The organism is Actinomadura rubrobrunea NBRC 15275 (assembly GCF_001552235.1).
GTDB lineage: Bacteria > Actinomycetota > Actinomycetes > Streptosporangiales > Streptosporangiaceae > Spirillospora > Spirillospora viridilutea.
Genome location: NZ_BCQU01000027.1, coordinates 1 through 13045 on the forward strand (window position 1 = coordinate 1; position 13045 = coordinate 13045).

Annotated in this window: 12 protein-coding genes; 8 read left to right on the forward strand and 4 right to left on the reverse strand. The window is 73.8% G+C overall.

The features are described from left to right. Both AR3_RS10930 and AR3_RS10935 read right to left on the reverse strand, forming a co-directional pair. Positions 1 to 580 (reverse strand): biotin transporter BioY (locus AR3_RS10930; protein ID WP_067912661.1); only part of this gene is annotated, 580 nt, incomplete at its 3' end. Positions 581 to 730: 150 nt separating this feature from the next. Beyond that, positions 731 to 1468, reverse strand: coding sequence for a spermidine synthase family protein (locus tag AR3_RS10935; RefSeq protein ID WP_067912524.1), 738 nt, complete (start codon positions 1466 to 1468; stop codon positions 731 to 733). A 157-nt stretch (positions 1469 to 1625) separates the two neighbouring features. Here AR3_RS10935 and AR3_RS10940 point away from each other — a divergent pair, with 157 nt between their 5' ends. From AR3_RS10940 to AR3_RS10955, 4 genes are all read left to right on the forward strand, one after another. Next, complete coding sequence (locus AR3_RS10940) at positions 1626 to 2612, forward strand: S1C family serine protease (protein WP_083951281.1); 987 nt, start codon at positions 1626 to 1628, stop codon at positions 2610 to 2612. 282 nt (positions 2613 to 2894) lie between these two features. Continuing rightward, complete coding sequence (locus AR3_RS10945; RefSeq protein ID WP_067912527.1) at positions 2895 to 3455, forward strand: hypothetical protein; 561 nt, start codon at positions 2895 to 2897, stop codon at positions 3453 to 3455. Positions 3456 to 3709: 254 nt separating this feature from the next. Next, positions 3710 to 4396 (forward strand): carbonic anhydrase, encoded by a 687-nt coding sequence (locus tag AR3_RS10950; RefSeq protein ID WP_067912530.1) that lies wholly within the window; start codon positions 3710 to 3712, stop codon positions 4394 to 4396. Between the two features lie 10 nt (positions 4397 to 4406). Further along, complete coding sequence (locus AR3_RS10955) at positions 4407 to 5933, forward strand: SulP family inorganic anion transporter (RefSeq protein ID WP_083951283.1); 1527 nt, start codon at positions 4407 to 4409, stop codon at positions 5931 to 5933. Between the two features lie 187 nt (positions 5934 to 6120). On the opposite strand, the gene AR3_RS29525 is transcribed toward AR3_RS10955, so the two are convergent. Beyond that, a complete protein-coding gene (locus tag AR3_RS29525; protein ID WP_390098520.1) occupies positions 6121 to 6279 on the reverse strand; it encodes a hypothetical protein in 159 nt (52 codons plus the stop codon). A gap of 673 nt (positions 6280 to 6952) precedes the next feature. On the opposite strand from AR3_RS29525, the gene AR3_RS10960 reads away from it, so the two are divergent. Beyond that, positions 6953 to 7540, forward strand: coding sequence for a helix-turn-helix domain-containing protein (locus AR3_RS10960; protein ID WP_067912534.1), 588 nt, complete (start codon positions 6953 to 6955; stop codon positions 7538 to 7540). A gap of 280 nt (positions 7541 to 7820) precedes the next feature. Here AR3_RS10960 and AR3_RS10965 read toward each other — a convergent pair whose 3' ends face one another. After that, positions 7821 to 9893, reverse strand: a complete 2073-nt coding sequence (locus AR3_RS10965) for an intein-containing Rv2578c family radical SAM protein (protein WP_067912667.1) — start codon at positions 9891 to 9893, stop codon at positions 7821 to 7823. 197 nt (positions 9894 to 10090) lie between these two features. On the opposite strand from AR3_RS10965, the gene AR3_RS10970 reads away from it, so the two are divergent. From AR3_RS10970 to AR3_RS10980, 3 genes are all read left to right on the forward strand, one after another. Further along, positions 10091 to 11737 (forward strand): glycoside hydrolase family 10-like protein, encoded by a 1647-nt coding sequence (locus tag AR3_RS10970; RefSeq protein ID WP_083951285.1) that lies wholly within the window; start codon positions 10091 to 10093, stop codon positions 11735 to 11737. Between the two features lie 58 nt (positions 11738 to 11795). Next, on the forward strand, positions 11796 to 12008 hold the full coding sequence (locus AR3_RS10975) for a DUF3040 domain-containing protein (protein ID WP_067912537.1): 213 nt from the start codon (positions 11796 to 11798) through the stop codon (positions 12006 to 12008). A 519-nt stretch (positions 12009 to 12527) separates the two neighbouring features. Next, positions 12528 to 13031, forward strand: a complete 504-nt coding sequence (locus tag AR3_RS10980) for an ATP-binding protein (RefSeq protein ID WP_067912539.1) — start codon at positions 12528 to 12530, stop codon at positions 13029 to 13031. Positions 13032 to 13045 lie beyond the last annotated feature (14 nt).

The following is a 13045-nucleotide window of genomic DNA, read 5'->3' on the forward strand; positions in this document are numbered from 1 at the left end:
GGCGGGTGCCCGCCAGCCGCCACGCCGTCGGAAGCAGCCCCGCCGCCAGCAGCACCTTCAGCGCGTCCCCGGCCAGGAACGGGACGACGCCCAGCTCCAGCGCCCGGCCCAGGTCCACGCCCAGCGCCGCCATCAGGTACGGCACGCCCGCCGCGTACATGATCACGGTTCCGACGAGCATGGTGCCGATCGTGCGCGCCGGCGTGCGGTCGCCGCCGCGTTCGGCCAGGCGGCCTACCACGGCCGCCGCCACCACGAACCCGAGGATGTACCCGAACGACGGCGATCCGGCGCCGGAGCTTCCCTCGGCGAACCACGGCATCCCGGCCACGCCCGCGATCAGGTACACCACCATGCCCAGCGCCGCGCGCCACGTGCCGAGCGCCGCACCGGCCAGCAGCACGGCGAACGTCTGCCCGCTGACCGGCACCGGCGTGCCGGGGATCGGCACGGCGACCTGGGCGAAGACGCCCACCAGCGCCGCCGCGCCCACCACCAGCGCCGCGTCCCGCACCAGCGCACCGGGCAGCAGATCGCCCAGGACGGCAGCGCGCCGCCGGGCCACATGAGCGGTAGCCACAAGACCTCCCTCGATCAACGACAGTGGAAACCTAGCGAACCGGTCACTGGGGAGTGGATCCGGCACACCTACAGAAACCGCCCCCGGTTTCTTGTCGGCTCCCGCCACCTGGCGTCCGGCCGGGCCCGCCGCCCGCGCGTGGCGGCCGTGTCACCCGTCCGCGGCGGGCAGCACCGGCCGGCGCGCCAGATAGATCACGTCGGGCTCGCCGCGCGGCACCGGCACCCGGCGCACCTCCACGTCGGCGAAACGCGTCCTGAGCAGCTCCTCGAACGCCGGGGACGCCGCCGCGCTCCACACCGCCAGCGTCCCGCGCCGCGACAGCCGCGCCGCCACAAGGTCCAGACCGGCCGTCCCGTACAGGCGTGCGTTGGACGCGGTGACCGTCCAGTCCGGCCCGTTGTCGATGTCCAGGCACACCGCGTCGAACACCCCCGCGCCACCCGCATCGCCGGGCGCGTCGGGGCCGTCGGGCGCCGCCAGCCAGTCCAGCAGGTCGGCGCACCGCACCCGCACCCGCGGGTCCTCCAACGCGCCCTGCGAAAACCGGCGCAGATGCGTGCCGTGCCAGGCGATGACCGCGGCCTCCTTCTCCACCACGGTCACCGCGCCCACCTGTGGCAGCGACACCGCCTCGGCCAGGGAGAAGCCCACGCCCAGCCCGCCGATCAGCACCCGCGCCGGCGCCGCGAGCCCCTCCACCGCCGCGCGCACCAGCAGCCGCTCCGACCGGCCGTCGCGGGTGTCCATGAGGAACACCCCGTTGCTGATGATCTCGAAGTGCGGGCCGCACCTGCGCAGCACCAGCTCGCCGTCCCCGCCCTGGGCGCGTTCGACGACGATGGGCCGCTCTCGTTCGCCTGCCGCCCGCAGCGCCAACTCCGCCATGGCTCGAGCCTAGTGACCCGCCTGCCGACCCGCACCGAAGCCGCGAACGGCGCGGCGACGGCCGGGAACGCCGGCGCCGGAAGCGCTCGACAGGGGAAGGGAACAGGGCCGACCACGGCGGTGTTGTCGTGTAACGATGTAATCATCGGGAGGTGTCATGGTCCCCGAACCGAACCGGCAGCCGGGACCCGGCGGCCCCGACGACCCCGACGGGCGGCGCCCGCTGGACGCCTACTCGCGCGTGGTGTCCGCCGTGGCCCGCGACCTCGCCCCGCGCGTGGCGAGCCTGCGGGTGCGCAGGCGCGGCGGCGACGGCGCCGGATCGGCGGTCACCTTCACCCACGACGGGTTCCTGCTCACCAACGCCCACGTCGTCGGCGGCGCCCGCTCAGGCCAGGCCGCGTTCGCCGACGGCACGACCACGTCCTTCACCGTCGTGGGCACCGACCCGCTGTCGGACCTGGCCGTCGTCCGCGCCGACGGCGACACCCCCGGCCCGGTCACCCTCGGCGACAGCGACGAACTGGTCGTCGGCCAGCTCGTCGTCGCCGTCGGCAACCCCCTCGGCCTGGCCGGATCGGTCACCGCCGGGGTCGTCAGCGCCCTGGGCCGGTCCCTGCCCGCCCGCAGCGGCACCGCCGTGCACATGATCGAAGACGTCATCCAGACCGACGCCGCCCTCAACCCCGGCAACTCCGGGGGCGCCCTGGCCGACTCCGCCGGACGCGTCATCGGCGTCAACACCGCCGTCGCCGGGATCGGCCTCGGCCTGGCCGTGCCGATCAACACCACCACGCGCCGCATCATCGGCGCGCTCATGCGCGACGGCCGCGTCCGCCGCGCCTACCTGGGCGTGGTCGCCGCGCCCGTCCCCGTCCCCGCCGCCCTGCACCGGCGGCTCGGCCAGCGGCAGGCGGTGCGCATCGCCGAGGTCGTGCCAGGCAGCCCCGCCGCCCGCGCCGGACTGCGGGCCGGCGACCTGGTGCTGACCGCCGGCGGCGAACCCGTCACCCGGGCGCAGGGCCTGCAGCGTCTGATGTTCGCCGAGGCGATCGGCCGCCCCCTCCCGATCACCGTGCTGCGCAACGGCGCGCTCGTCGACGTGATCGCCGAACCCGTCGAACTGGACACCGAACGCGCCTGACCGCACCCCGCCCCAGGCGCGCCGGGAACGCCCCGACCACCGCGGCCGCCCTCACATAAGGCATGAAAAGGGCAGCTCAGGGCGTTCTGGTAGATGCTCGCGGGAGGGCGATGGGGACTGGCGCGTGATCTCCGCGATGTTTAACACGGCGATAACCTCAGCCGCCCGCCGCTGCCTTATCGTAACCGTCAGATCACTGTTCGAAACCGGTCCGCGCGACCGGACACACCGGGCCGACACCCGGGGGCCGACCCCGGGGCCGACACGATGAGGGGGCGGGCGGTGACACTGGCGCGACGAACGCTCGCAGGAGCGCCCGCCGCGCTGCCGCTCCTGCTCAGCGGCCTGCTGGTGCTCATCGCGGGGCTGTCCCCGCACGCCACCGCCGCCGTGCGCGACCTGCCGGCGACCGTCTCCACCGCCCAGCACAACACGCTCACCGCCTCCCACACCGAGTCCGGAACACGGCCCGAGGCGCGGACCGCCGCACCGGCCGGGGCGCAAAAGCTTCCCGAGCGCGCCCCACGTGCCGGGACGCGCGCGGTCCAGCTCAAAGGCCAGCCCGCCGCCGGCGCTGTCGGCACCGGACGAGCGGACGCGGGGCAGTCCTGCCGAAACCACGATCCCGTCCACGGCCCGCCGCACCTCTCCCATCTGAGGCTGCGCGGCGCCGTCACCGACAAGCGGCCCATGCCCGGGCCCGACTGCGTCATCCCACCTCATCTGGACGGCCACCGCGCGCTCGTCCTCGACCGACCGCACGGCTTCGACGCCCGACCCCGCTGCCTGACCCGCAGAACCGCCGCGCAGACCTCAGCGCTGCTGCGGGTGTTCCGCTGCTGACGACACCCGCCGACGGCACCCGCGGGCCCCGGGACGACCCGCACGCGAGGCGTGCGCCGACACCCCTGCGCCGGCCCCTGCCCGCGGCCGGGAACCGGGCACCGGCGGCACACGGCGCGACCCGCCGCGTCCCGCCCGCCCCACACCCGACGTGATCGCCGTCGGCCTCGCCGCGTCACCGATCCGACGACCCGACGTCCGCTCCATCGATCGCGCACGCCCGCACCGGGCGCCGCACCTTGGAGGTCTCCCGCATGCGCTCATTCATCGACCACGCCCGGACCTTCCCCGCCCGCGCCGACGCCGACGGATGCCGCCTGGCGCCGCTGGCCGCCGGCCAGTCCCCGCAGGCGCTGTTCGTCACCTGCTCCGACTCCCGCGTCGTCCCGTCCCTGATCTGCGCGGCCCGCCCCGGCGAGCTGTTCGAACTGCGCACCGCCGGCAACATCATCCCCGACTACGACCTCGACCGCCCCAGCGGCGAGGCCGCCACCATCGAGTTCGCCGCCCGGGTCCTCGGCGTCACCGACATCGTGGTGTGCGGGCACTCCCACTGCGGCGCCGTCGGCGCCCTGGTCCGCGGCGACGACCTGACCGCCGTGCCGGCCCTCGCCCGCTGGCTCGACACCACCCTCGATAGCGCACTCGATAGCGCACTCGACACCGCGACGGGCGACGCCGACACCGGCGGCCCCGAATCCGGCGGCGCCGCCGCGCCGCCGCGACATGACGCAGACCGCGGCACCGGACCCGACGACGACCCCCTCGCCGCGGCGGTGCAACGCCACGTCCTGACACAGATCGACCGCCTGCGCGCCTACCCCGCCGTCCGCGCCCGCCTCGACGACGGCACCCTCACCCTGCACGCCTGGTACTACCAGGTCCACACCGGAACCGTGCTCGCCCACCGGCCCGCCGACGGCGCCTTCACGCCGCTGTGAAGGAGGCGCCGTGACCGACGACCCGACCGACGACAGGCACGCCGCCACCGGTGACACCGCGGTGGACACCACCGTTGACACCGCCGCCGCAGGCCGGCGGCGCCGCGCCGCGGCGCTCCGCCACGACCTGCCCGCCTCCCTCGCGGTGTTCCTGGTCGCCTTACCCCTGTGCGTCGGCGTCGCCGTCGCCTCCGGCGTCCCCGCCGAACTCGGCCTGATCACCGGCATCGTCGGCGGCCTGGTCGCCGGGCCGCTGCCCGGCAGCAGCCTGCAGGTCTCCGGCCCCGCCGCCGGCCTGACCGTCCTGGTGCACGAGGCGGTCCAGCAGGTCGGCCTGCGCGCCCTGGGCCTGCTGGTGCTGGCGGCCGGACTGCTGCAGATCCTGCTGGGCCTGCTGCGCCTGGGCCGCTGGTTCCGCGCCATCTCCGTCGCCGTCGTCGAGGGCATGCTCGCCGGCATCGGCCTGACCATCATCGCCGGGCAGCTGTACGCGATGGCCGACATCGCCGCGCCCGACTCCGGACCCGCCAAGATCGCCGGGCTGCCCGGCCTGGCCGCCGACGCCCTCACCGCCCCCGGCGCGGCCGTCGCGCTGGCCGTCGGCGCCGGCGCCATCGCCGTGCTGGCCGGATGGCCGCTGCTGCCCCGCCCGGTGCGCGCCGTGCCCGCCCCACTGGCGGCCGTCGCGCTGGCCACCGCCGTGGCGGCCGTCTTCGACCTGCCCGTCGAGCGGCTGCGGATCCAGGGCCTCATCGAGGCGATCCAGCCGCCCGCCCTGGACCAGCTGTCCCGCCTGACCGACGCGGCGCTGCTGGGCACCATCGCGGCGTTCACCCTGATCTGCTCCGCCGAAAGCCTGTTCAGCGCGGCCGCCGTCGACCGCATGCACAACCGACCCCGCACCGACTACGACAGGGAACTGGTCGCGCAAGGCGCCGGCAACACCGTCTGCGGCGCCCTGGGCGCCCTTCCCATGACCGCCGTCATCGTGCGCAGCTCCGCCAACGTCCGCGCCGGCGCCCGCACCAAGGCCTCCCGCGTCCTGCACGGCGTGTGGCTGCTGCTGTTCGCCGCGGCCTTCCCGTCCGTCCTGCAGGCGATCCCCCTGGCCGCACTGGCCGGGGTGCTGGTGCACGCCGGGTGGAAGCTCATGCCGCTGGCCCAGCTCCCGCGGCTGTGGCGCACCCACCGCGGCGAAGCGGTGATCCTGGTGTGCACCGCGGCGGCCGTGGTCGCCCTCAACCTGTTCGAAGGCGTGCTGCTGGGACTGCTGCTGGCCGTGCTCAAAACCGCCTGGGAGACCTCCCACGTGCGCGTGGACGTCGACGACGACGGCACCGGCCCCATCCGCGTCCACCTCAGCGGCAACGCCACCTTCCTGCGGCTGCCCGCCATGCTCGACACCCTGGAGGCCCTGCCGCCCGACCGGCGCACCGAGCTGGACCTGTCCGGCCTGCGGCACCTCGACCACGCCTGCCGCACCGCCCTGCTGACCTGGGCCGAGACCAGCCACGCCCGCACACGCCACCCCCCGTGACAGCCGACCGGCGCGGCGATGCGGCCGGGGCGATCCAGCCCGACCGCCGATTGCCCCGCACACCCACCCTCGACCCTGCCGCCCCGTTGATCACCTGGCAGGAGTGTCTACGCGCCGATGACTCTCAGCCCCAGGCCGGCAGACGCTCGCCGCGCTCACGCCCGCATCGAGCGCCCTCCGGGACCGGTCAGCCGTAGGCCGCCGCGCACAGCCGCACGCCCACGGTGGGCCCGAGCGCGATCAGGACCAGGCCCGCCACCAACGCGAAGGGGAACGTCCCCGCGTGCAGCCATCCGCGCAGTTTGGGCTTGACCGCCTGTGCGAGGTCCGCCGCCGTCAGCCTCATTGCTTCGTTGATGACTGCGCCGTGGAGGGCCGCCTCGGAACGGACGGCTGTCATACGCGCGCACGGACCGGCCGGTTTGAGCCGGTTAATGCCGCACTCGACCGCATGGCGTCACCGGTGATCCAGCGCTTTGGACGGCGGCCGACCATGCCGGCTGCCCTGACACGGCGGTGGCGGGCCTGGTCGACCTTGACGGGAATCGTGCAACTGATCCCACGGCTGCGCAGGCACGCGCGCTTCGCGCTCAGTTCTGTCGCGATGACGTCTCGGCCCCAACCCAGCCGCGCCGAGCGGCTCCACAAAAGGCATAGCCGCAACGAATCGCCCGCCGACCTCGACGTTGTCCCAGGAACGACCTGATGGTCGGCCTTCCCTTGAGATGGCGAGGGCCGCGGCAGCGGACGGCTTCGCCGCGGCCTCGAGTGCCTTGTGGCGGGTCACGGTGGCGTGAGCGCGGAACGAGAAGCCCGAAAGACCAGGCGTGTGCTCCGCCTGTCCTGCGGTCACCGCCGGAAGCGAGGCCGGGCGCGGACGTGCATCCGTTCACCCTGGCAGCCGAGGGACGCCTCGCGGAGCATGGCGCGGTGCCCCGGGGCGCGACGATCAGGCTCCGGTGGTGCTGTTTCAGCAACCTTTGTCGCTTGTTCCGGAACCTGGGCGTGTAATCGGAGGTATGAAGGACGAGTCGGGGATCGCCCGGGCCCTGGCCGAGGTGGGGCCGCGGCTCAAGCGGCTGCGCACCGAGCGCGGGGTGACGCTGGCGGCGCTGTCGGAGGCGACGGGCATCTCCAAGAGCACGTTGTCGCGTCTGGAGTCGGGGCAGCGCCGACCGAGCCTGGAGCTGCTGCTGCCGCTGGCGCAGGCGCATCAAGTGCCCCTGGACGAGTTGGTCGGCGCGCCGGAGGTGGGCGATCCTCGGGTGCGTCTCAAACCGCTGCGCAGGAACGGCACGGTGGTGCTTCCGTTGACGCGGCAGCCGGGGCCGCTGCAGTCGTTCAAAATGGTGCTTCCGGCGTCGCGTCGCACGCCCGATCCGGTCACTCATGAGGGCTACGAGTGGCTGTATGTGTTGTCGGGGCGGCTGCGTCTGGTGCTGGCGGACCGCGACCTGGTCTTGGGACCGGGTGAGGCCGCCGAGTTCGACACCCGGTTGCCGCACTGGTTCGGTTCCACCGGGGAGGGCCCGGTGGAGTTGCTGAGCCTCTTCGGCCGCCAGGGCGAACGGATGCACGTCCGCGCCCGGCCGCGCTCCCGGCGGTGACCACAGGACAGGCGGAGCACACGCCTGGCCTCCAGTGCACCCCTCGGGCCGCTGTACAGGCGGGGCGGTCGCTGTTGCGCCAGCGTCGCAGCCGCAGCCGTGGAGTGGCCAGTTCCCGTGCGCTGCTCAAGCGGGTGGAGCCCACTCGCGACAGGGGAGGGGAGTGATGGCCGGAACGAGCTGCCGGAGCCCAGCTGTGCTCACGCCACCGCGACCCGCACGCCCTGCACATGGACATGCGCGGGCCGTTCGGATCATCGCACCTGGGCGCGACCCGCGCTCACAGTAGCGACAGCTGCTCCGGCGCGCTGGGCGACGAGCCGACGGTGGGTGTTTCACCGGGCACTGGTCCGGAGCGGCCCGCCGAACCGCGATGGCCCAGCGAGCGGCGGTCGATGCCGTACTTGGCCGCCAACTCTTTCACCCGCAGAGAGATCCGCTCCTGGAACTCCCGCGGAGCGTACGCGCCGCCCCGGTACAGCCGCGCGTACGGCTTCACCAGGTCCGGGCGATGCTCGCGCAGCCACGCCAGGAACCACTCGCGCGCCCCCGGCCGCAGATGCAGCGTGATCGCCGTCACCGAGGTGGCGCCCGCCTCGGCGATCCGCCGCACGGCCTCCTCCAGCTGCGCCGGAGAGTCGGTCATGTACGGCAGCACCGGCCCCATCACCACGCCGCAGCGCACGCCCGCGTCGTTCAGCGCCGCGCACACCTCCAGCCTCTTGTCGGGGGACGGCGTGCCCGGCTCCACCAGCCGCCACAGCTCGCGGTCGAGGAACCCCACCGACACCGCCGTGCTGACCTCCGTGCGCTCGGCCGCCTCCGCCAGCAGCGGCAGATCCCGCAGGATCAGCGATCCCTTGGTGAGGATGGAGAACGGGTTGGCGGCGTCCCGCAGCGCCTCCAGGATCGGGGGCATCAGCCGGTACCGGCCCTCGGCGCGCTGGTAGCAGTCGACGTTGGTGCCCATCGCGATGTGCTCGCCGCGCCAGCGCGGCGCCGCCAGCTCCCGGCGGACCAGCTCGCCCGCGTTCACCTTCACGACGATCTTGGAGTCGAAGTCGGCGCCGGAGTCCAGGTCCAGGTACTCGTGCGAGCCGCGCGCGAAGCAGTTGTGCGAGACCACCCCGTCGGCGATGAAGTCGCCGGTGCCGGTGGTGATGTCGTACATGGGCGTCTCGAGCCCCAGCGGTTCGATCGACACCACGCGCAGCGCGGCGTCCCCGTCGAGCGCCGCGCCTTCGATCGACCGCTTCCGTGTGACGGCCGGATCGACCGTGTGGAGGAAGCGGAGCCGTTCGCGCGGCCCGCCGGCGAGGCGGACCCGCGTCGCGGCGCCGCCCGCCGGGGCGGCGCACGTCTCGAAGGGGAGGCCGAGGGCCGCCAGGCCGTCTGCCAACCCGCGGGACAGTCGCATGTCGGCGACGGTGATCCGCGCCCCGCCTTCGAGGCCGTCGCCCTCGTCATCGTGGATCTCGCCGCCGGTGTCGAACAGTCCGGCGAGCAGACCCGCGTACCACGACCGCGACGGGTGCCGCGGCCACCGGGTCACCTGCTCGACGTCGGCCAGCGCGACGGCCCCGCCGAGACGCCGGCGCTCCGCACCGCGCGGTGTCTCCTCGACGGCGCGGTCTGCCGCGTCGTGGGGGACGCCGAAGTGCTCCAGATAGCGGCGGACCCTGTCCAGCACCTCGACCTCGTCGGCGGGCAGACGAACGTGGTGCGGGCGGACACCGTCCGGAACGCGCACCACCGCGGACAGGTAGCCGCGGCGGTAGTCGTCGTCGACCTTCGGCGGTGCGGCGAACCCGCCGGTGCCGACCAGACGGTCGCCGACGGCCAGGTGCGGACGCCGGGCGCCGCCGGGTTCGGCGTCCGTGACGTACCTCCAGCCGCGGTCGCTCAAGAAGCGGTGGTCGCCGCTGGTGATGAGGCGGGTGCCGTCCTGCAAGGTGACGCGGTAGGCGGGCTTGACCGTCCGCCAGTGGGCGAGGACCTCCGTCACCGCGTACCGGCGACCGTCCCCCTCCCGGCGCGTGCCGTAGATGCGGTCGCCGACGCGCAGATCCCGCAGGGGCCTGGTGCCGCCGTCGGCCATGAGGATCGGGGTGTCGCCCGACAGGCAGTAGACGCACGCGTGGGAGCACCCCCGGTAGGGGTTGATGGTCCAGCGGAAGGGCATGCGGGAGGCGGCCGGGACGCGGTTGATGATCGAACGGGCCTGCACTTCGTAGAAGGTGATGCCGCGGAAGCCGGGCGTGTCGAACGTCCGGGCGACCGCGCGTCGTTCGATCAGCGGCGCCGCCGGGCCGGGCTCGGCCCCGTCGTCGAGCCGCAGGTTGTCCCAGCGCATCGGCCACACCCCCCGCATGGATCGAACATGTGAACGATAGAACGCGCGTTCGATGATCGCAACTGTGCGTGACCATGGGCGGACCGCCGCGCGGGCCGGCGGAGTGAATGTTCCCTGTCACTTGCGGCGAACGGATGCGACACGGGCATCGTCGTTTGGCGTCGACCACGGCAAAGCGTGCGTAACAATGGCTCGTCATGGTCTGGACGAGCAAGCGGACACCGGGTGCGCTCGCGCGGGCGCTGACCGCGGGCGCACTGGCGACGGGAGCGCTGGCGGTGACGGCGGCATGCGTACCGGTGCTGGGCGGCGCCGACGAGAGCAAGGCGGGGGAGCGGGCGCCCGGCGGCGCGGGCGCGCGGGCCGAATGCCCGGACGTGCCCGCGCCCGAGGGGACCGCGGGCCGCCAGCTGCGCGGCATGTGGATCGCCACCGTCGGCAACATCGACTGGCCCAAGGCCGGCCGCCGCTCCGTCGACCAGCAGAAGGCCGACTTCCGCAAGCTGCTGGACACCGCGCGGGCGATGAACCTCAACGCGGTGTTCGTGCAGATCCGTCCGAACTCCGACGCCTTCTACGACTCCCCGTACGAGCCGTGGTCGCAGTGGATCACCGGCACGCCCGGCAAGGACCCCGGCTACGACGTGCTGAAGTTCATGCTGGACGAGGCGCACGCCCGCAACCTCGAGTTCCACGCCTGGTTCAACCCCTACCGGGTGAGCCGCGAAGGCGACCTCAAAAAGCTCGCCCCCGACAGTCCCGCCCGCCGCAACCCCGGCTGGGTGCGCAAGTACGGCAAGGGCCTGTGGTATGACCCGGGCCTGCCGGAGGTACGGGACCTGGTCGTCAAGGCCGTCCTGGACGTGGTCCGCAAGTACGACATCGACGCGGTCCACTTCGACGACTACTTCTACCCCTACCCCGAGGCGGGCGCCGGGGAGTTCCCCGACCAGGACAGCTATAAGACCTACGGCAAGGGCATGCGCAAGGACGACTGGCGCCGCCAGAACGTCGACACGCTCGTCAAGACCGTCTCCGAGCGGATCCGCCAGGCCAAGCCCTGGGTGCGGTTCGGCATCAGCCCGTTCGGGGTGTGGCGCAACGACACCACCGACCCGCAGGGGTCGCCCACGCGCGCGCTGCAGAGCTACGACGATCTCCACGCCGACACCCGCAAGTGGATCCGCGAAGAATGGATCGACTACGTCACGCCGCAGCTGTACTGGCCCATCGGTGACGCCCGCGCTGACTACGCCAAGCTGGTCGACTGGTGGGCCCGCCAAGTGGAGGGCACCAAGGTGCAGCTGACGATCGGGCAGGCCGCCTACCGCGTCGGCAAGGACGCGGCCTGGCGCAAGCCCGACGAACTGTCGCGGCACCTGAAACTCAACGCCCGCTACCCGGCGGTGCGCGGCGACGTGTACTTCAGCGCCTCCGACCTGGTCGCCAACCGGCAGGGGTTCGCCACCCGCCTGCGTGACGACCACTACACGCGCCCGGCGCTGCCGCCCGTCTCGCCCGCCGCCGTCGACCGGGACCAGACGGGGCAGGGCCCCGCGCCCGCCCACCGGGTGCGGGCCGAAGGCGGCGACCGCGGCGTGCGCGTCACCTGGAACGCGTCCGGTGACGCCGTCGCCTACGCGGTGTACCGGGTGGACGGCAAGCGCGCCGCCTGCGCCCCCGTCACCCCCGGGACGCTGCTGACGACCGTGCGCGGCGGCGGCATCGTCGACCCGACGGCCAAACCGGGCCGCACCTACACCTACTACGTCACCGCGGTCGACCGGATGCAGCGTGAAAGCGCTCCCGCGCGGGGCGCGACGGTCACCGCCCCACGGGGATAATGATCTTGCTGCCGGGGCAAGAACATGGCACCGCAACCCCGCCCCCCGGAGGTATGGCATGTCGCTGTCGATGGAGGAGCAGCGGATCCTCGCCGAGATCGAGACCCGTCTCAGCGAGGAGGATCCGCGGCTGGCCCATCGCCTGTCGAAAGCGGGCGCGAAGGTGGGCCGGGCGCGGCGCCGCCGGATCCGCCTGATCGCAGCCGTTGCGGTCGCGGGGCTCGCAGTGCTGACGGCGGTCGCCGCGGCGGTGCTCACCGCGATCTCATAGTTGGGCGGGTGCCGCGGCGCGTTCCGCTCCCGGCGGACCGGCGCGCCGCGCACCCGCCCCGCTATGAGAGGGCCCCGGCGGGCGGTTCGCCTGCCGGGGCCCTGTGACGTTCAGGCCGGTGTGGTGGTCGCCTCGCGGCGAAAGGCACAACGAGGCTCCTGCCCGAACCATGCGGCCCAGCGGTATTCCTCGAAGGCAAAGGGTAGAGCCCGGGGGACACATGCCACACCGACACCACCCACGATAACGGCACCGGGGGAGTGCTCCTCCACGCCGAGGTAAGCCGAGAGTGTCAGCACGGTCACGTGACCGGACAGTGAGTGTTGTCTGAGCCGCGTGCACCCGCCCGGTTCGCGTGGCGTCGCACACTGTGGATGGTCGGGGGGCGAACGTCCTGACCGCCGCCGACACGGGGTGCTCGCGGCACGGCCAGTTCCGCCCATCGCGCGTCCCTCGCGGCGGGCGGAGCGGGAACGATCCGACGTGACGCGGGAATCGGCACAGGTGAGGAGTCCGGCAGTGGCCGCCAACACCGACAGGGAGACCGTCGAACCGGCACGCACGGCGGCACGGGCCGTGGCGTGGGAACTGGCCCCCGAGACCCGCGCCGCCTCGCACGCCCGCGCCCTCACCGCCCGCGCGCTGCGCTCCTGGCACGTGAGCGACGCCGCCGACGTCGACGACATCGTCCTCATGGTCGACGAACTGGTCGCCAACGCGGTCGTGCACGGCACCGGGCCCGTCCGCCTGCGGCTGCGGCTGGACGGGGCGCGCCTGGTCGCCGAGGTCGCCGACGCCGGCCCGGCGGTCCCGCCGCGTCCGCCCGGCCGGGCGCCGCGCTGGTCGGAGGCGGGCCGCGGCCTGCTGCTGGTCGCCGCGCTGGCCACCGAGTTCGGCTGCCGTCGGGAACCGGCCGGGAAGACCGTGTGGTTCACCCGCGCCCTGAGCGGGCTCAACGGCCGCCGCGGCCCGCGCCGCCTCCCCCGCGCCGGACGCCCGCGCGGCGGTCCGAGGAGCCGTTAGCCGCTCGCCGCCGT